The sequence below is a fragment of the Klebsiella aerogenes genome (genome assembly GCA_029027985.1).
Classification (GTDB): Bacteria; Pseudomonadota; Gammaproteobacteria; order Enterobacterales; family Enterobacteriaceae; genus Klebsiella; species Klebsiella aerogenes_A.
This window is the reverse complement of the sequence record CP119076.1, coordinates 1628314-1647680: the sequence shown is the minus strand read 5'-3', so window position 1 is coordinate 1647680 and position 19367 is coordinate 1628314. Positions and strand designations below refer to the sequence as shown.

Sequence of the window (19367 nt, the reverse complement as noted above, 5' to 3'; positions counted from 1 at the left end):
TGAATCAGTATACGTTTCGCCAGGCGCGAAAACTACCACCATTCGTGGAAGTGGTGCACCGGCCCAATACCATGACCCACTTCCAGCGAGTCAGCCTGCGCCAGCGCTGCCGAAAGCCAGCCTTTGGCCTCCGCCACCGTCTGTCCCCAATCGGCATGGCGCGGGCGCAGCGCCGCCAGCGCGGCGGATAAAGTACAGCCGGTACCATGGGTATTTTTGGTCCGTACGCGCGGGGCGGTAAAACGCTGTTCGCCTTCGCGGGTAAACAGCCAGTCCGGGCTTTCCTCATCGTCCAGATGACCGCCCTTCATTAATACCGCGCCGCAGCCCAATGCCAGCAACGCCCTGCCCTGCTCCAGCATTTCGCGCTCGCTTTGCGCATGCGGCGCATCGAGCAATGCCGCGGCTTCCGGCAGATTTGGGGTGATCAGGGAGACTTGCGGCAGCAGGCGCTGGCGCAGGGTCGCAATCGCCGCGTTGGATAACAGCGGATCGCCGCTTTTCGCCAGCATGACGGTATCCAGCACCACGTTAGCAATCTGATAACGTGCAAGGCGCTCGGCCACCGCTTCGACGATATCCGTTTCCGCCAACATGCCGATTTTAGTGGTATCGATCCGCACGTCGCTAAACACGGAGTCCAGTTGCGCCGCCACGAAGTCCGGCTCAATGCGATATACCGACTGCACACCGCGGGTATTCTGCGCCACCAGCGCGGTGATCACCGAGCAGCCGTAAGCGCCGAGCGCGGAAAACGTTTTGAGATCGGCCTGAATCCCGGCGCCGCCGCTGGGATCGGTGCCGGCGATAGTTAATGCGTTAATCCGCTTCATGCCTGCCCCTCCATATAGAGCGCATCCAGAAATGCCGGAACAAAGCTGCCGGGTCCACCGCGCTGCGCCGCTTTTCCCCCTGCTATTTTCATCAAGCCGCAGGCTGCGGCAACGTTCTCCAGGCGGTCGCCCGGCATCGCCGTGCTGGCCGCCACAACGGCCGACAGCGCGCAGCCGGTCCCGACAACCCGCGTCATCAGGACATCACCGCCGCTCACCACAAGCGAACGCGCACCATCGGTGATGTAATCCACTTCACCGGTCACGGCGACCACGGTGTTGAGCTGACGCGCCAGCATCTGTGCAGCAGGTAACGCCGCCGCCGCGCTATCGGTAGTATCTACGCCGCGTCCGCCGCCGCTGATCCCCGCCAGCGCCATAATTTCTGAGGCATTACCGCGGATAGCCGCAGGTTGCAGTTCCAGCAACTCATAGCAAAAGTCGGTACGCAGCGTCAGCGCGCCTACCGCGACCGGATCCAGCGTCCAGGGTTTCCCGGCGCGTCGGGCGCTATGCGCCGCCGCGCGCATCGCCGCGGCGCGATCGACCGTTAACGTGCCGACGTTAATCAGCAGAGCGTCAGCAATAGCGGCGAACTGCGCGGCTTCATCAGGATCGATAACCATCGCTGGCGAAGCGCCAATCGCCAGCACGACGTTGGCAGTAAAGGTCTGGACCACATCGTTGGTCATACAGTGGATAAGAGGCGAAGAGGTGCGGAAAAGCTGCTGCAGGTGCGCAATGTGCGCCGGATTAAGCGGTTCGTGCATGGTTTGCTCCAACCAGAGAGCAGGAAGCGCAGACCATGTGGTCTCTGACTTCCCTACGCTGGCATTATCCAGATCAGGTGGTACGGGTATTTCTCAGCCTTCGCAAGGAAGGGCACCCCGAGTCATGTAGATTGAATCTCTATACTTTTTGCCAGCTTAGGGGAAGTTGCTTGCTGAAGCAAGCCCGCCCTTCCGGTTATCGCTGAATCGCTACGGGTTTAACAGACACCTCAGAGTCATTTAAGATGCCGACGCCACCATCGCCCTCAACCGCGATACCCTGAATAAGATCATCCTCAAAGAGGAGACGCTGAAGCAGGCCGTGGATAAAGGTGAGGCGAAAACCCGCAGCCATAGGTCGCGGGAGGTTCCTCTCGATTAGTAAGCTTCCGGCAGCGGCCGGTCGATCGAAACCAGTTTACCGCGCTTCATCGTGATATAGCCCCCGGCTTTCAGATCCGCCAGCACGCGGAAAACATGCGTGCGCGACAGGTTGGTGCGCTTAATAATAAACAGCGCCAGGCCTTCATTTTCCCCCTGATGGGTGCTCTGGCGATAGAGATAACGAAACAGCATCGGTCTGATAGTTTGGTAGCTGGTCATCTGCCGACGCTCGTTATGCAGGTCGATAGTAAAAATCGACATATAGGTCAGAATGGTCGCCAGCTCCTGCACGCGCTCAGGGCCGCCGTGCAAAAAGAGGTGATCGAACAGGGCGTAGGATATTTTAATCAGCTTCACTGCCGTGCTGCCGCTATATTCAAATTTCACCAGTGGGCAATACCGTTCCATAAGCCCGATCGGCATAGACTCAATGGTATTGCCAATACTCAGGCCATTATCCGGCATCAATATTGATAACGAACCTTCAGTACAAAAATAAATATATCCCGACTGGACGACTAGTTTTTTATTAGCCGCAACCGTTACCACTTCCCCTTCGGCAATTATTTGCGGAAAAAAGGTATCAATCCTGAGCTGCTGATAATAGCTATGGATATCCTGAAAATTCACACCATGCCCCTTGTTGCGCCGTCTGCCGTGGTATCGAGTATAGCAGTGAAGGGGAACAGAGTTCGAGATGATTATTTTTTCACTAATGACCAGTCCCATATGGGACTATCCACTCAACGTATTCGCTTTACAATGGCCAGTAATTAGTCCGCATTTGAATTATCCGCCTCAATTAAATATTGAGCGCGGTATAAATAATCTAAGAGGCCTTTCAATGAAATTAAATCAGATCGCTAAACATTTGGCTTTGGCCAGTGTTTTAACTTCGCTGTCCGTTTCCGCATTTGCGGCAGCCCAACCGCAGGGCGCCACCCCGGCCACGCAGCAGGCGAATCTCGCACTGTACAACAAGCTGCCGTTTGCCGATAAAACCGACTTCGACAACGCGCATAAAGGCTTTATCGCCGCGCTGCCGCAGAGCATGATTAAAGGCGAGCAAGGCAATATCATCTGGAACCCGGCGAAATATGATTTCGTCAAAGAAGGTGAAAAAGCGCCGGATACCGTTAACCCGAGCCTGTGGCGCCAGTCGCAGCTGATTAATATAGGCGGTCTGTTTAAAGTTACCGACGGCGTTTATCAGATCCGCAACCTTGATCTCTCCAACATGACCATTATCGAAGGCGAGAAAGGGATTACCGTTATCGACCCGCTACTGAGCGCCGAACCGGCCAAAGAAGCCATGGATCTCTATTACGCTAACCGCGGTAAGAAACCGGTTGTCGCTGTGCTGTTCACCCATAGTCACGTTGACCACTACGGCGGTATCCGCGGCGTCGTTGACGAAGCCGACGTGAAATCCGGCAAAGTGAAAATCTACGCCCCGGAAGGCTTTATGCAGGAAGCGGTTTCCGAAAACATCATGGCCGGTACCGCGATGAGCCGCCGCGCCAGCTATATGTACGGCAACCTGTTGAAGCCTGACGCCAAAGGTCAGGTTGGCGCCGGGCTCGGCACCACCACTTCTGCGGGTACCGTGACGCTCATCCAGCCGACCAACTACATCACCAAAACCGGCCAGCAGGAAGTCATTGATGGCCTGACTTACGATTTCATGATGGCTCCGGGCTCGGAAGCGCCATCTGAGATGCTGTGGTATGTCAAAGAGAAGAAAATGATCGAAGCGGCGGAGGACGTGACCCATACCCTGCACAACACCTATTCGTTGCGCGGCGCGAAAATCCGCGATCCGCTGGCGTGGTCGAAATATATCAACGCGGCGATAGACCGCTGGGGCAACGATGCCGAAGTGATTATCGCTCAGCACCACTGGCCGACCTGGGGTAACGACAACATCATTAAGCTGATGAAAGGTCAGCGCGATATGTACCGTTACATCAACGATCAGACTTTGCGTATGGCCAACGAAGGTCTAACGCGCGATGAAATCGCCGCTAACTTCAAGCTGCCGGAATCGTTAGAGAAACAGTGGTCCAGCCGTGGTTACTACGGTTCCGTGAGCCACGACGTGAAAGCGACCTACGTCTATTACCTCGGCTGGTTCGACGGCAACCCGGCCACCCTCGACGAGCTGCCGCCGCAACAGGCGGCGAAGAAATTCGTTGAATACATGGGCGGCGCCGATGCCATCATGCAAAAAGCAAAAGCTGACTACCAGCAGGGTAATTACCGTTGGGTCGCGCAGGTCACCAGCAAAATCGTCTTTGCCGATCCGCAGAATACCGATGCGCGTAATCTGGAAGCCGATGCGCTGGAACAATTAGGCTACCAGGCGGAAGCCGGCACCTGGCGCAACTTCTACCTGACCGGTGCGCAGGAACTGCGTAACGGCGTACAGAAGCTGCCGACGCCGAACACCGCCAGCCCGGATACCGTGCGTGCGATGACGCCGGAAATGTTCTTCGACTACCTGGGCGTGCATATCAACGGACAAAAAGCCGGTGCGGCAAAAGCGACCTTCAACATCGATCTGGGTAACGATGGCGGCAAGTACAAGCTGGAGCTGGAAAATGGCGTGCTCAACCACACCGCGAATGCGGTCGCGGACAAGGCCGATGCCAGCATTACTCTGACCCGTGACACCCTGAATAACATCATCCTGAGACAGGAAACCCTGAAGCAGGCTGAAGATAAGGGCGATGTGAAGATTAGCGGCAATGGCGCTAAGCTCGACGAAATGCTGAGCTATATGGACAAATTTGAATTCTGGTTCAACATCGTCACGCCGTAAGCGTTAATCGCTGATACCTCCCCCGCCGCCGTTCTGGCCGCGGGGGATTTTTTTATCGCGCCCGGACGCATGTTCTGATTTGCGTTCCCTCTGCCGCAGGCTCAAAATTATCTCAGGATCGCTTTTATTGTGCCGAGGTATCTATGGCCGTTTATCACCATGCGCTGGTGCTGATCAACAGTAGCCTGGATGGCGTACCGCTGCTGCAGCACGCCGCCACGATGGCGCAAGAAAACGGGATGCGCATTACCATCGCCCACATCAGCACCGACTACCGGGCGCTGAACTACGTTTCCGATAGCCTACTGGATGACGATGTGTCGCAAGAGGTGATTCAGGCAAAAGTTCTACTCAATGAGCTGGCGACGACTGTCGCCCTGCCGGTACAAACGCTATCGCTGGTCACCACGCGCCGCTTTGCTGACGTCGAGGAGTGCGTGCAACAGCGCCATGTCGATTTAATTATCGCCGGGCACCATAACCGGCTGCTGGGCGTACTGGCCTCGCACTCACTGGAGTACATCAACCATCTGACCGTCGACGTGCTGATTAAGCATCTCTCCTAACGCAGCTCGGCCTGCAACAGGGAAAAACAGGCTTCGATTAACGGCGGCAACTCCTGCGGCCCGCGCATCAGGGCGACAGTGCGCGTCAACGCCGGCTGCTGCAGCTGAGCCACCTTCAGCGCCGGGTCCTGCAGGTGGGTTGTATACAGCGCCGGCAGAATGGCGACCGCCAGCCGCGAGCGCACCAGCCCATACAGGGTTTCGATATAGTCCACCTGATAACGCGTCGTGAGCGTCAGACGATGACTTTCCGCCAGCGCCGCCACCAGCCGCTGAATATTTCCCTTTGAAAAGACGGCGATATCGCGCCCCACCAGCTGCTTCCAGGGTAAGTGCGGATGCGTAGCCAGCGGATCGTCACCGTGCAGGACCGCCACGAACGGATCCTCGCGTAGCGGATAAACCAGTAGCTCAGCGGGCAGCGAACTGTCGACCGCGCCAATGCCAAAATCAATCTCGCCGCTTTGCAGCGCCCGCATTAGCGCATCGTTCGTCTGATCGTGGAATTCGATGCGCAGGCGTGGAAAAGCCTGCGCCAGAGTCTGCGGCAATAGCGGAAACAACAACGAACTGACTGATGGCACCAGACCAATACGCACCGTTCCATCGCCGCCCGCTTCGACAATTTGCTGCATATCGAAAAAAGCCGCCTGCGCCACGCTCAGTATCCGCTGAGCATGCGGTAAAATCGCCGCCCCCAGTTCGGTGAGCGTCACCGCCGAGGCGGTACGGTTGACCAGCTTGCCGCCGAGCACGGTTTCAATCTGCCGCAGAGCGCTGCTGAGCGCCGGTTGGCTAATCGCCAGCCGGTTGGCGGTATCGGTAAAATGGCGCAGCTGAGCCAGGGTGACGAAATACTGAAGCTGCTTGAGAGAGAGCGCGGGCAGACGCTGCCAGGGTTCGTTCATTGTAAGGTTCGCTACCAGTGGTCTTGCAGAATAACCCGAGCTTATCGGGCGATAAATTTATTCATCTGGGCAAACGTTTGCTGTGCCCATAGAGTATCCGCATTATCCTTGTGCCGGAGTTGTTATGTCCAGCAATGCTGAAGTCCGTCGTCGCGCCGTGCAGGCCGCACGCGGCGAATCCCCGTTTGATCTGTTGCTCATCGATGCACAAATCGTTGACATGGCCACTGGCGAAGTCCGCGCTGCTGACGTCGGCATCGTCGGCGAAATGATTGCCAGCGTACACCCGCGCGGCAGTCGCGCCGACGCGCACGAAGTGCGGTCGCTGGCAGGCTGCTACCTGTCGCCAGGGCTGATAGACACCCACGTCCATCTTGAAAGCTCACATCTGCCGCCCGAACGCTATGCCGGGATCGTCCTGACGCAGGGTACCACCGCGGTATTCTGGGATCCGCATGAGCTGGCCAACGTGCTGGGCGTTGACGGCGTGCGCTATGCCGTCAACGCCAGCCGTCATCTGCCGCTGCAGGTGATGGTCGCCGCGCCGTCCAGCGTCCCCTCCACGCCGGGTCTTGAAATGTCCGGCGCCGATTTCGCTGGCGCGGAGATGGAAACCATGCTCGCCTGGCCGGAAGTACGCGGCGTGGCGGAAGTGATGGACATGCACGGCGTGCTGCATGGCAGCGAGCGGATGCAGGAGATTGTCCAGGCCGGACTCAACAGCGGCAAACTGATTGAAGGCCACGCCCGCGGGCTGAGCGGCGCCGATCTGCAGGCGTACCTCGCCGCCGGCGTCACCTCCGATCATGAGCTGACCTCTGCGGACGACGCGCTGGAAAAACTGCGCGCCGGACTGACTATCGAAATCCGCGGCTCACACCCGTATCTGCTGCCTGATATCGTCGCGGCATTAACAACGTTACCGCATCTCTCCTCGCAAATCACGGTCTGCACCGATGATGTGCCGCCGGATATGCTGCTGGAGAAAGGTGGGATTATCGCCCTGCTCAACCTGTTGATTGAACACGGTTTACCGGCAGTCGATGTACTGCGGTTCGCCACCCTCAACGCCGCTATACGCCTGCAACGCAACGATCTCGGACTGATTGCCGCTGGCCGACGCGCGGACCTGGTGGTCTTTGATTCGCTGGAAAAACTGGTCGCCCAGGAAGTCTATGTCGGCGGTAAGATTATCGCCCGCGCAGGTCGCCTGCTGACCACCATCACGGCCGCGCCGAATGTCACGCCGCCGCGCGATACCTTGCAGATGGCGCCGCTCAGCGCCGAAGATTTTATTCTGCGTATCGGCGGTATTCGCCACGGCGTCGCCCGCCTGCGCCACATTAGCGGCGCGCGCTTCACACAATGGGGTGAAGTCGACGTACAAATCCGCGACGGCGAAGTGCAACTGCCCGCTGGCTTCAGCCTGATCTGGGTGAAGCACCGTCACGGCCGCCACCAGGCCACACCGCAAATCGCCCTGCTCGAAGGCTGGGGCGAACTGCGCGGCGCCATCGCCACCAGCTACTCGCACGATTCACATAATCTGGTGGTGCTGGGACGCGATGCCAACGATATGGCGCTGGCGGCAAACCAACTTATCGCCTCCGGCGGCGGCATGGCGCTGGCGCAGCGCGGCGAAATTCTGGCCCACGTGGCGATGCCAATTGCCGGGATGCTGTCGGATCTTCCCGCCGCCGAACTGGCGCGGCAGTTCCGCGAGTTGCGCGATTTAAGCAGCAAAGTCGCCGACTGGGAGCCGCCGTACCGGGTATTTAAAGCGATTGAAGGCACTTGCCTGGCCTGCAATGCCGGGCCGCATTTAACCGATTTGGGTCTTACTGACGGCGGTAGTCGCCAGATAGTCGACCCGTTGATAGCATGCCGGGAAACCCCGGAACCGACTCATCACAACAATAATCCTCAGGGAGCCTGAGCATGGCCGATAATACCCTTAACTCCGCCGCCCGCGGTAACTGGCTGGAGCGCCGTTTCGCGCTGCAATCGCGCGGCGGCACGCTACGCACCGAATGTCTTGCCGGGATCACCGGCTTTCTCGCCGCCGCCTATTTACTGGTGGTGATCCCCGGGCTGCTGGCGATTGGCGGAATGGATAAAGGTGCCGCCACCACCGGCACCATTCTGGTGTTCGTCGCCGGAACGCTGCTGATGGCGTTTTACGCCAACCTGCCGTTTATCGTCGGCCCGGGTATTGGCGGTTCGGTACTGGTGGGGGTGACGCTGGCAGGCAGCGAAGGTATCGGCTGGCAGATTGGCCTCGGGATTGCCTGCTGGTCGGGGATCCTCTTCTTCCTGCTGACCAAATTCGGCCTGCGCGAAGTGGTGACCCGCTCAGTGCCGCAATCGATCAAGCTGGGGCTGACGGCCTCCATCGGCCTGTTCGTGGCGGTACTCGGGTTTCGTAACGCCGGGCTGGTGCTAGCGAATGCCAAAACCAACGCTCTGATGCTCGGCGATTTTCTCGCCCCCGGCGCGCTGGTGGCGCTGTGCGGCCTGTTTCTGGCAATAGCGCTGCAGGCGCGTAAGATACCGGGCGCTATTCTGTGGGCCATCCTGTTCGCCACCCTGGTCGGTATTCCCTTTGGCGTAACCAAATTGCCGGGCAGCTTTATCGACGTACCGCATTCACTGACCCCGGTGCTGGGGCAGATTGATCTGCTGGGCGCGTTAAACATCGCCTTCCTGCCCTTCCTGTTCGTCTTTTTTGCCTCCGAGTTTTTCTCGACCATGGGCACCACCCTGGCGGTCGGCGGCGAAGCGGGCTTGCTGGATGAAGAGGGTAATATGCCGCAGATTAACCGCCCGTTTATGGTTGATTCGATTGCCGCGGCGCTAGGCCCGTGGGTGGGTATTCCGGCGGCGACCGCGCTGATTGAGTCTTCGGCGGCGGCGGAAGCTGGCGGCAAAACCGGTCTCACCGCGCTGGCGGCGGCGGTGATGTTCCTGCTGATGCTGCTGTTCACCCCGGTTGCGTTAATGATCCCGAAAGAAGCAACCGCCCCGGCGTTAATTCTGATTGGCCTGAATATGTTTAGCGGGCTGCGCAAGGTCGATCTCGGCAACTTCACCGATGGGCTGCCGGTATTAATGATGGTGATGATTACGCTTATCGCCAACAGCTTCGGCACCGGCATCGCTGGCGGGCTGCTGTTTTACATTGTGATCAAGGCGATCGCCGGCAAGTGGCGTGAAATCCCGATTGGCCTGTGGGTGCTGGCGATCCCGCTGGTGTACTACTTCGCAACGCTGGTGAAGCACTGAGCAACCCCGGTATGGCGAACGGCGCCATACCGGGGTCATATTTAACGTACTGAGCGACGGTCAGCCTTTTGAATACTGCACCAGCCGTTATCACTATCAGCGGTTTAATTATAATTCCGTCGTGCAGCGTAACGGCGGATAAGCCCCGGCAAGCTATTGCGCTTGAGCGCAGCGCATTTTCACTTCTTCGTATAGCAAACGCACCGCAGCAGAAAGCTGTTTGCGGTGCGGACAGATCATATTCAGCGGCGTCAAATCGCCCTGATATTCCGGCAGGAGCCGCTGCAACCGCCCTTCGCGCAGATCGTCACTGACGTCGAGCAACGATTTATAAGCGATCCCTTCCCCGGCAATCGCCAACTGGCGGATCACCTCCGCGTCATCGCTCATGATCGCACCGTTCACCTGCACGGTATGGACGTCATCACCCAGACTGAGCGGCCAACGGTCAAAAGGCCTGCCGCGCAGAACGTATACCAAAGCGTTGTGCTGCGCGAGCGCTTCCAGGCTGCCTATCGGCCCGTGTTGCGCAACCCACTGCGGCGAAGCCACCAGTACCCGTCGATTTTCCGGCGCGACCGGTAACGAGATAAACGAAGCATCGTCGTGATAGCCGTAGCGAAACGCCACATCCACCGGGTCTTTAAAAACGTCTGTCAGATGGTCGGAAAAGTGCAGCCGCAGGCGCAGCGCCGGGTGACGCGCGCGAAACGCGCGAAACACATTGAGCAACAGATTGCGTCCGAGGTCGGACGGCACGGCGATTTGCAGCGTGCCACGGATTTCATCTCCCGGCGCCTGGATTTTTTGTAGCCCGGCTTGCAGGGTGTCGAGCATTTGGGTCGCGTAAGGCAGCCAGGTTTCCCCCTCCGGCGTCAGACGCAAGCTACGGGTTGAGCGGGCAAACAGGCGGATGTTGAGCGTGGTTTCCAGGCGCTTAATCGCCGCGCTCACCTGTGCTGGCTGCTGTCCCGCCTCACGCGCGGCTTCGCTAAAACTACCTAACGCCGCCGCGCGGACAAATAAGGTCAGATCTTCCAGCCTGAACATGCCGATTCTCCACTGCTTCAGATTGATCCCAAAATACCTACCCACGTCACAACAACGCAAGCGGCGCAAGACTTCCGCCGTGTTTTGCTTACACTTTTTAAAAAACCAGTGCTTGCCATTTCAGCAGCGCTTCAGGAATGATACGAGGCTGCTATTTTGAGTCCAGGTAATATTGAGGAAAACATGCGTAAAACAAAAATGATGCTTCTGGGCGTACTTCTTGCCAGCGCCAGCGCAAGCTGGGCGGCGCCGGCTTCCGGGATTGAACAGTATGCGATGAAAGAGTTCACCGCTGATTTCACCCAATTTCACATCGGCGATACCGTGCCCGCGATGTATCTCACGCCAGAGTACAACATTAAGCAGTGGCAGCAGCGTAACCTACCTGCGCCAGATGCCGGCAGTCACTGGACCTATATGGGCGGTAACTATGTGCTGATTACCGACACCGAAGGAAAAATCCTTAAAGCGTACGATGGCGAGATCTTCTATCATCGCTAAGCTATCGCCACAGGCGAAAATGCGCATCCGTCCCGGCTGCGACAACGACTACCCTCGCCTGCGTCAGCTGTTTCTTGATGCGCGCAAAGCCTCATGGGGCTGGCTCGACGGCGCGCAGTGGCGGTTGGACGATTTTGACGCCGCGGTAAAAGACGAACAGCTGTGGGTCGCCGAATGCGGCGATGCGCTGGCGGGGTTCGCGTCGGTATGGGTTATCGACAGCTTCCTGCATAACCTGTTTGTTGATCCGCAGTGGCAGGGTAAAGGCGTCGGCAGCCTGCTGCTGGAGCAGGTTCAGCGCTCGTTTAGCCACGGTGGCACGCTGAAGTGCCTGTCGCAAAATGAAAACGCCCTGCGCTTCTACCAGCATCACGGCTGGAAACTCGAAGCTCAGGGCGCGTCTCCTGACGGAGATTATTGGCTGATGCGCTACCCGCAGCCTTAAACGGCGCGGAAGGCGATTTCGCTCGGGATCACTTCTCCCTGCCAGTACGCCTGTGCCGCCACTCGTCCCGCCAGCTGACGGTAGATGTCGGTAAACTCGCTATCCGGGCGCGCAACCACCGTCGGCGTGCCTTTATCCAGATCTTCGCGCAGCGTGATATGTAGCGGCAGCTGGCCCAGCAGCTGGGTGTGGTATTTCTCCGCCAGCTTCTCGGCGCCACCGGTGCCAAAGATAGGTTCGTGGTGACCGCAATTGCTGCAGATATGCATGCTCATGTTTTCCACGATACCCAATACCGGCACCTCCACTTTCTCAAACATCACGATGCCTTTTTTGGCGTCGATCAACGCGATATCCTGCGGCGTCGTGACCACGACCGCGCCGGTTACCGGAATGTTCTGCGCCAGAGTCAGTTGGATGTCGCCCGTGCCCGGCGGCATATCCAGCACCAGGTAATCCAGATCCGGCCACAGCGTCTCTTGCAGCATCTGCATCAACGCCTTGCTGGCCATCGGGCCGCGCCACACCATGGCGTTGTCGTCGGTCACCAGATAACCGATGGAGTTGGTGGCCAGACCGTACTTCATGATCGGCGCCATATGGGTGCCATCCGGCGAAGTCGGGCGACTGTCTTCCGCGCCAAGCATGGTCGGAATCGAAGGGCCGTAGATATCGGCATCGAGGATACCGACTTTCGCCCCTTCCGCCGCCAGCGCCAGCGCGAGGTTCACTGCCGTAGAGGATTTACCGACCCCGCCTTTCCCCGAGCTCACGGCAATAATGTTTTTCACGCCGTTAATGCCCGGCTGGTTCTTCACTCGCTTTAAGGTGGCGATACTGTGAGACAGTTTCCAGTCGATGGCCTTAGCGCCAGTGATGCGCAGCAGCTCGGCGCTGCATTGCTCCTTCAACGCCTCAAATGCGCTGCTCCAGACGAATGGCATCTGGATCTCAACATGCACGGTGTCGTCGAGCCAGGCGACGTGGTGCAGCGCCTTCAGCGTGGTGAGATTATGTTTCAGGGTTGGGTGCTGGAAATTAGCCAGGGTCCCGGCGACCATCGCACGTAGACGTTCGGGGGATTTGGCCTGGGATTGCGAACTCATCCCGACTCCTTTGTTATTGTGAGTTGATTCTTGTCCAGTAAGTTTACCTGAAAGGGAATAATTCCCCCACCATAAGCTTTGGGCTTACCAAATTATTACCTTTCAGGTAACATCAAAAGCCCTTTTTACAACAGAAGATGTAATGCCCACTATGACTCAAGTCGCGAAGAAAATTCTGGTAACGTGCGCGCTGCCGTACGCCAACGGCTCTATCCACCTCGGCCACATGCTGGAGCACATCCAGGCTGATGTCTGGGTCCGTTACCAGCGAATGCGCGGCCACGAAGTCAACTTCATCTGCGCCGACGACGCCCATGGCACGCCAATTATGCTGAAAGCTCAGCAGCTTGGCATTACCCCGGAGCAGATGATTGGCGAGATGAGTCAGGAGCATCAGACCGATTTTGCCGGGTTCGATATCAGCTATGACAACTACCACTCGACGCATAGCGACGAGAACCGCGAGCTGTCCGAGCTTATCTATACCCGTCTGAAAGAAAACGGTTTTATTAAAAACCGCACCATCTCTCAGCTTTACGATCCGGAAAAGGGCATGTTCCTGCCGGACCGTTTCGTGAAAGGTACCTGTCCGAAGTGTAAATCCCCGGACCAGTACGGCGATAACTGCGAAGTGTGCGGCGCGACCTACAGCCCGACCGAACTTATCGACCCGAAATCCGTGGTTTCCGGCGCCACTCCGGTGATGCGCGAGTCCGAACACTTCTTCTTCGATCTACCGTCCTTTAGCGAAATGCTGCAGGCATGGACCCGCAGCGGCGCGTTGCAGGAACAGGTCGCGAACAAAATGCAGGAGTGGTTCGAATCCGGCCTGCAACAGTGGGATATCTCCCGCGATGCGCCGTATTTCGGTTTTGAAATCCCGAATGCGCCGGGCAAATATTTCTACGTCTGGCTGGATGCGCCGATCGGCTACATGGGTTCCTTCAAAAACCTGTGCGACAAGCGCGGTGATGCTACCAGCTTCGACGAATACTGGAAGAAAGATTCCAGCGCTGAGCTGTATCACTTTATCGGTAAAGACATTGTCTACTTCCACAGCCTGTTCTGGCCAGCCATGCTGGAAGGCAGTAACTTCCGCAAGCCGACCAACCTGTTCGTACACGGCTATGTGACGGTGAACGGCGCCAAGATGTCCAAATCGCGCGGCACCTTTATTAAAGCCAGCACCTGGCTCAAGCACTTCGATGCCGACAGCCTGCGCTACTACTACACCGCGAAGCTCTCCTCGCGCATTGATGATATCGACCTGAACCTGGAAGACTTCATTCAGCGCGTCAACGCCGATATCGTCAACAAAGTGGTGAACCTGGCTTCCCGTAACGCTGGCTTTATCAACAAGCGTTTCGACGGCATGCTCTCAGCCGAGCTGGCCGATCCGGCGCTGTATAAAATCTTCACCGATGCGGCTGCCGCCATTGGCGAAGCATGGGAAAGCCGTGAATTCGGTAAAGCCATTCGCGAAATCATGGCGCTGGCTGACGTCGCTAACCGCTACGTCGATGAGCAGGCGCCGTGGGTGGTCGCTAAACAAGAAGGCCGCGATGCCGACCTGCAGGCCATCTGCACCATGGGGCTGAACATGTTCCGCGTGCTGATGACCTGGCTGAAGCCGGTTCTGCCGGGCCTGAGCGCGCGCGCCGAAGCCTTCCTCAACAGCGAGCTAACCTGGGATGCTATCCAGCAGCCGCTGTTGGCGCACAAAGTTAACGCTTTCAAAGCGCTGTACAACCGCATCGAAATGAAACAGGTTGAAGCGCTGGTTGAAGCGTCAAAGGAAGAAGTCAAAGCCGCCGCTACGCCGGTAACCGGCCCGCTGGCCGACGATCCGATTCAGGACACCATCGCCTTTGACGATTTTGCCAAAGTCGATATGCGTATCGCGCTGATTGAAAACGCCGAGTTCGTCGACGGTTCCGATAAGCTGCTGCGCCTGACGCTGGATCTCGGCGGCGAGAAGCGCAACGTCTTCTCCGGCATCCGCTCCGCCTATCCGGACCCGCAGGCGCTGATTGGCCGCCTGACGGTGATGGTCGCGAACCTGGCGCCGCGTAAAATGCGCTTCGGCATCTCCGAGGGGATGGTGATGGCCGCCGGCCCTGGCGGGAAGGATATCTTCCTGTTAAGCCCTGACAGCGGCGCTCAGCCAGGTCAGCAGGTTAAATAACCCCTTGCGAAAGCGCTGCTCCGGCAGCGCTTTTTTTTATTCCTTTTTCCCCTGGTTGCGGCAAAGCGTAATCGACATAATAATCATTATTGCTTGATCCTCTCGGGCGCACGACGCAAATCAACATAGGGAACCGTGATGAAATTTAACCGCAAGATGGCTGGCGTGCTGGCCGTATCCGTTCTGCTGGCGGCTCTCGCCGGCTGCGATAATAAAAAAGAAGAGAGCAAAACCTTTGCGCTGTCGACCAACGGCGTCGATCTTAGCTTCACCTACCATTACGATGGCGACAAAGTTCTGCGACAGGATGCTGATAACACGATCCCATATAAATCGATCGGCGCGGGAAATAAAGAACAAGCGCGGGCGATTATCGAGCCGATGAGCAGCGTGTATCGCAACGTACAAGGCGTTGAACAGACCATCGACTATAAAGATGATTACGCGCTTGAACACCTGACCGTCGATTTTAGCAAAGCGAAAATCAGCGAGTTGTGCAAGCTGCCAGGTTCAACCTTTACCGACTGTTCGCAGCCGTTTGTCTCGATGTCGGTATCGACCAAACTGCTGGAATCGCAGGGTTTTAAAGAGGTGAAAAAGTAAGGGGATGAGAGGCCCGGGCACAGGCCCGGGACAAGTCTGGCACTCAGGCTTTAGCGTGCTCACGCTCGGTCAGGCCACGCAGGAAATAGCGCATAAATTGATCGCCGCACTCGCGGAAGTTTTTATGCTCCGGCGCGCGCATCATGGCGGTGATTTCCGGCATCGAGACGCGGAACTTCTGCTGGGTCAGGATCGCCAGGATATCATCGGTCTTTAGCGAAAAGGCGATACGCAGTTTTTTCAGCACGATATTGTTATTAACCCGGCGCTCAACCGCCAGCGGTGGCGCAGATTCATCTTTGCCGCGTTTGTCGTAAATCAGGCCGTTGAGGAAGTTCGCCAACACGATGTCCGGGCAGCGCACAAACCCTTCTTCATCTTCTTTTTTCAGCCAGGGTACCAGCTGTTCCGCGCTAACCGGCGCATCCGCCAGCGCAAAGATGCGAACCAGGCCGTTGTTATTGGTTTTCAGGGTGTAGCGCAGGCTACGTAAAATATCGTTACTGATCATAATGCCTTCATGATGAAAAATGCTGGCGCTAAGTCTACCATGATTCCGCGTTTTTACAGCCCAATCGCCTCTTTCAGGCTTTTCAGGTAGCGACGGCTAACCGGCACCGTTTGTCCGGCGCGCATCAGCAGCTCCGCCTGGCCATTCTCTTCCAGGCGGATCTCTTTCAAATGCGCCATATTGACCAAATACTGGCGATGACAGCGCAGCAGCGGCGTACGGCTTTCCAGGGTGCGTAGCGTCAGCTCGGTAAATCCCTCTTTGCCTTCACTGTCGGTGACGAAGATACCGCTCATTCGGCTACTCACAAACGCCACGTCTTCCATTTGCAGCAGCCAGATACGGCTGTGTCCGGTGCAGGGAATGTACTTCAGCGCCTGCCGGGCATCATCGAGCAGCGACACATCCTGCAGACTGCGTTCCTGGCGCAGGCGGGCTAGCGTTTTCTCCAGTCGCGCGCTTTCGATAGGCTTGAGCAGATAATCGAAGGCGTGTTCTTCAAAGGCCTTCACCGCATACTCATCGAAGGCGGTTAAAAAAACGATATAGGGACGATGCTCCGGGTCGAGCATGCCGACCATCTCCAGCCCGCTGATGCGCGGCATCTGAATATCCAGGAACAGTACATCGGGGCGCAGTTTATGCACCGCGCCGATAGCCTCAACGGCATTACCGCATTCGCCGACGATCTCAATATCGCTTTGCGCCTCCAGCAGGATGCGCAGGTTTTCCCGCGCCAGCGGCTCATCATCGACGATTAAAACTTTTAACATGCATTCTCCTCCAGAGGCAGTCGTAGCGTGATGCGGGTAAATCGTTCCGCTTCACAGGTGACGCTAATCCCGCAGTCCGCGCCGAAGCGCGTGCGTAGTCGCCTGTCCACCAGACTCATCCCGAGTCCACTGGCATTGGGGTTATCCCGATAAAGCCCGGCGTTATCTTCAACGTCCAGCTGTAACCAACGCTCATACTGGCTGGCGCGAATGGTAATTTCCCCCACGCCAAGATGCTGAGAGGTCCCGTGCTTAATCGCATTCTCAACGATCGGCTGTAGGGTAAAGGCCGGCAGCTGAAGATGCTCAAGCGACGGCGGAACCTGCATCTGTATCTGTAAATTCTCCTGGAATCGCGCCTTCTCGATCTGCAGGTAGGCATTCACATGTTCGATTTCATCCGCCAGAGTGACAATCTCCGACGGCCGCTTCAGATTCTTACGAAAGAAGGTCGACAGATACTGCACCAGTTGTCCTGCCTGCTCGCTATCGCGGCGGATCACCGCTTTCAGCGTATTCAGGGCATTAAACAGGAAATGCGGATTTACCTGCGCGTGCAGCAGCTTGATTTCCGACTGGGTCAGCAGCGCCTTTTGCCGCTCATACTGACCGGCAAGGATCTGCGCCGACAGCAGTTGAGCAATCCCCTCCCCCAGCGTGCGGTTAATCGAGCTGAACAAGCGGTTTTTCGCTTCATACAGCTTGATCGTGCCAATCACCCGTTGATTCTCGCCGCGCAGCGGAATAACCAGCGTCGAACCCAGTTTGCAGTTGGGGTGAATCGAGCAGCGGTACGGCACTTCGTTACCGTCGGCATAAACCACTTCGCCGGTCTCGATCGCCTTTTGCGTGTAGGATGACGAAATCGGTTTGCCTGGCAGGTGGTGATCGTCGCCAATGCCGGTAAACGCCAGCAACCGGTCGCGGTCGGTAATCGCCACCGCGCCAATATCCAGTTCCTGAATCAGCACCTGAGCGACCTTCATACTGTTCTCTTCATTGAATCCCTGACGCAGGATCCCCTCGGTGGAAGCCGCCACCTTCAACGCAGTGGCGGAGAACGCCGAGGTGTATTTCTCAAACATCGCCCGTTTATCCAGCAAAATACGCATAAACAGCGCGGCGCCGACGGTATTCGTGACCATCATCGGCGCGGCGATGCTCTGCACCAGATGCAGCGCATCCTGAAACGGCCGCGCAATCAGCAGGATAATCAGCATCTGCACCAGTTCGGCGAAAAAGGTAATCGCCCCGGCGGTGATGGGGCTGAAAACTTTATCCGGGCGTCCACGTTTGACCAGAACGCTATGCACCAGGCCGCCGAGCAGCCCTTCCACAATGGTAGAGACCATACAGCTTAAGGCGGTCATTCCCCCCAACGAGTAGCGATGCAAGCCGCCGGTCAAGCCCACCAGTCCACCGACCACCGGGCCGCCGAGCAAACCGCCCATTACCGCGCCGATAGCGCGGGTGTTGGCAATGGAGTCTTCGATATGCAGACCAAAATAGGTCCCCATAATGCAGAAAATGGAGAAGGTGACGTAACACAGCAGCTTATGCGGCAGGCGCACGGTAACCTGCATCAGGGGAATGAACAGCCGCGTTTTGCTCATCAGCCAGGCGATGACCAGAAACACGCACATCTGCTGGAGCAGCAGCAATATCAGATCAAACTCGTACATACCCGCAGACCACACCACCGTCGAAAGCGCGTAACATACACTGACCGCCTATAACTTTCTTTGAAGCTATACAAGAAAATGATAAATCATGGTAATGATCACACTTCTTGCCGCCTCTTTGTCGCCAAAAAGCACAAAAAATGAACAATCGATAAACCCCTTCTACAGTTAAAAAAGGAGAATGCTGCGGGAGTGGGAAATGGCGCTATATACGATAGGCGAAGTGGCTCAGCTTTGTGATATTAATCCCGTGACGTTGCGCGCCTGGCAGCGGCGTTATGGACTCATTAAGCCGCAGCGTACCGACGGCGGCCATCGTTTATTTAACGACAGTGAAATCGACCGCATCCGCGAAATTAAGCGCTGGATTGACGCTGGCGTACAGGTCAGCAAGGTGAAAGGCCTGCTGCCCGATCGCGAGGATGATGCCGAAGACGGCTGGCGCGAGCAGCAGGAGATCCTGCTCGGCTTCCTGCAGGAGGGGCATTATCAGCGACTGCGGCTGTGGCTCAAAGAGCGCAGCCACAGCTATTCGGCAAAAACCCTGGTCGACCATCTGTTCAACCCGCTGCGCCACCGCTTGCTCAGCCCACAGCCGACGCTACTGGCACTGCGCAGCCTGCTCGACGGCATTTTGATCAATCATATTGCCCAATGTCTCGCCCATGCCTGGAAGCGCCCCGGACATCACGCGGTGGTGATAGGCTGGAATACCGATGACACCACCCGCCTGTGGCTGGAGGGGTGGATTGCCTGCGAACAGGGATGGCGGGTTGACGTTGTGGCGCATTCGCTCAATCAGATCCGCCCGCAGCTGTTTCCCGACAGCACCCTGCTGGTATGGTGTCCCGCGCCACCGGGTAGCCCGCAGGAAGCACAACTGCGCGGCTGGGAACAGCGAGGCAATCTGATTTGGCTAAATAGCAATTAATGTTTCATTAACACCA

The 19367-nt window shown here is 57.2% G+C and carries 18 protein-coding genes and 1 riboswitch; of the genes, 9 read left to right on the top strand and 9 right to left on the bottom strand.

The window, feature by feature from the left end:
• Positions 1–32 precede the first annotated feature (32 nt).
• From thiD to PYR66_07805, 3 genes are all read right to left on the bottom strand, one after another.
• Complete coding sequence (gene thiD / locus PYR66_07815; protein ID WEF29607.1) at positions 33–833, bottom strand: bifunctional hydroxymethylpyrimidine kinase/phosphomethylpyrimidine kinase; 801 nt, start codon at positions 831–833, stop codon at positions 33–35.
• On the bottom strand, positions 830–1603 hold the full coding sequence (gene thiM / locus PYR66_07810; GenBank protein ID WEF29606.1) for a hydroxyethylthiazole kinase: 774 nt from the start codon (positions 1601–1603) through the stop codon (positions 830–832). Before thiM ends, thiD begins: the two co-directional genes overlap by 4 nt.
• A 33-nt stretch (positions 1604–1636) precedes the next feature.
• Positions 1637–1733: riboswitch (TPP riboswitch) on the bottom strand.
• Between the two features lie 248 nt (positions 1734–1981).
• On the bottom strand, positions 1982–2617 hold the full coding sequence (locus PYR66_07805; GenBank protein WEF30378.1) for a helix-turn-helix domain-containing protein: 636 nt from the start codon (positions 2615–2617) through the stop codon (positions 1982–1984).
• A 214-nt stretch (positions 2618–2831) separates the two neighbouring features.
• Between PYR66_07805 and PYR66_07800 the strand changes: the two genes are divergently transcribed.
• Together PYR66_07800 and PYR66_07795 are read left to right on the top strand one after the other, a co-directional pair.
• Complete coding sequence (locus PYR66_07800) at positions 2832–4808, top strand: alkyl sulfatase dimerization domain-containing protein (protein ID WEF29605.1); 1977 nt, start codon at positions 2832–2834, stop codon at positions 4806–4808.
• A gap of 143 nt (positions 4809–4951) precedes the next feature.
• Positions 4952–5374, top strand: a complete 423-nt coding sequence (locus tag PYR66_07795; GenBank protein WEF29604.1) for a universal stress protein — start codon at positions 4952–4954, stop codon at positions 5372–5374.
• Here the strand turns inward: PYR66_07795 and PYR66_07790 are convergent.
• The gene (locus PYR66_07790; protein WEF29603.1) at positions 5371–6282 is read right to left on the bottom strand and encodes a LysR family transcriptional regulator; all 912 of its coding nucleotides are present in this window, start codon (positions 6280–6282) and stop codon (positions 5371–5373) included. The two genes, PYR66_07795 and PYR66_07790, sit on opposite strands and share 4 nt — an antisense overlap.
• Positions 6283–6406: 124 nt before the next feature.
• On the opposite strand from PYR66_07790, the gene PYR66_07785 reads away from it, so the two are divergent.
• Positions 6407–8218 carry an adenine deaminase C-terminal domain-containing protein gene (locus tag PYR66_07785; protein ID WEF29602.1) on the top strand — a complete coding sequence of 604 codons (1812 nt, stop codon included), beginning with the start codon at positions 6407–6409 and terminating at the stop codon, positions 8216–8218.
• A 2-nt stretch (positions 8219–8220) separates the two neighbouring features.
• Positions 8221–9564, top strand: coding sequence for an NCS2 family permease (locus PYR66_07780; GenBank protein WEF29601.1), 1344 nt, complete (start codon positions 8221–8223; stop codon positions 9562–9564).
• A 153-nt stretch (positions 9565–9717) separates the two neighbouring features.
• Here the strand turns inward: PYR66_07780 and PYR66_07775 are convergent, their stop codons facing one another.
• Positions 9718–10614, bottom strand: coding sequence for a LysR family transcriptional regulator (locus PYR66_07775; protein WEF29600.1), 897 nt, complete (start codon positions 10612–10614; stop codon positions 9718–9720).
• A gap of 183 nt (positions 10615–10797) precedes the next feature.
• Between PYR66_07775 and PYR66_07770 the strand changes: the two genes are divergently transcribed.
• A complete protein-coding gene (locus PYR66_07770) occupies positions 10798–11115 on the top strand; it encodes an RcnB family protein (protein WEF29599.1) in 318 nt (105 codons plus the stop codon).
• A complete protein-coding gene (locus PYR66_07765) occupies positions 11090–11560 on the top strand; it encodes a GNAT family N-acetyltransferase (GenBank protein WEF29598.1) in 471 nt (156 codons plus the stop codon). Before PYR66_07770 ends, PYR66_07765 begins: the two co-directional genes overlap by 26 nt.
• Here PYR66_07765 and apbC read toward each other — a convergent pair.
• Positions 11557–12666: an iron-sulfur cluster carrier protein ApbC gene (gene apbC, locus PYR66_07760; protein ID WEF29597.1), complete on the bottom strand. Its 1110-nt coding sequence runs from the start codon at positions 12664–12666 to the stop codon at positions 11557–11559. The genes PYR66_07765 and apbC overlap by 4 nt on opposite strands.
• Positions 12667–12817: 151 nt before the next feature.
• Between apbC and metG the strand changes: the two genes are divergently transcribed.
• Both metG and PYR66_07750 read left to right on the top strand, forming a co-directional pair.
• The gene (gene metG, locus PYR66_07755; protein WEF30377.1) at positions 12818–14851 is read left to right on the top strand and encodes a methionine--tRNA ligase; all 2034 of its coding nucleotides are present in this window, start codon (positions 12818–12820) and stop codon (positions 14849–14851) included.
• Between the two features lie 138 nt (positions 14852–14989).
• Positions 14990–15454: a YehR family lipoprotein gene (locus PYR66_07750; GenBank protein ID WEF29596.1), complete on the top strand. Its 465-nt coding sequence runs from the start codon at positions 14990–14992 to the stop codon at positions 15452–15454.
• Positions 15455–15497: 43 nt separating this feature from the next.
• On the opposite strand, the gene PYR66_07745 is transcribed toward PYR66_07750, so the two are convergent.
• The 3 genes from PYR66_07745 to PYR66_07735 are packed head-to-tail and all read right to left on the bottom strand — an operon-like array spanning position 15498 to position 18420.
• Positions 15498–15965, bottom strand: a complete 468-nt coding sequence (locus PYR66_07745) for a DUF1456 family protein (GenBank protein WEF29595.1) — start codon at positions 15963–15965, stop codon at positions 15498–15500.
• A 53-nt stretch (positions 15966–16018) separates the two neighbouring features.
• Complete coding sequence (gene btsR, locus PYR66_07740) at positions 16019–16738, bottom strand: two-component system response regulator BtsR (protein WEF29594.1); 720 nt, start codon at positions 16736–16738, stop codon at positions 16019–16021.
• Positions 16732–18420 carry a sensor histidine kinase gene (locus tag PYR66_07735; protein ID WEF29593.1) on the bottom strand — a complete coding sequence of 563 codons (1689 nt, stop codon included), beginning with the start codon at positions 18418–18420 and terminating at the stop codon, positions 16732–16734. The genes btsR and PYR66_07735 overlap by 7 nt, the downstream gene beginning before the upstream one ends.
• 199 nt (positions 18421–18619) lie before the next feature.
• Here PYR66_07735 and PYR66_07730 point away from each other — a divergent pair, with 199 nt between their 5' ends.
• Positions 18620–19351, top strand: coding sequence for a MerR family transcriptional regulator (locus PYR66_07730; GenBank protein WEF29592.1), 732 nt, complete (start codon positions 18620–18622; stop codon positions 19349–19351).
• The last annotated feature ends 16 nt before the right edge of the window (positions 19352–19367 follow it).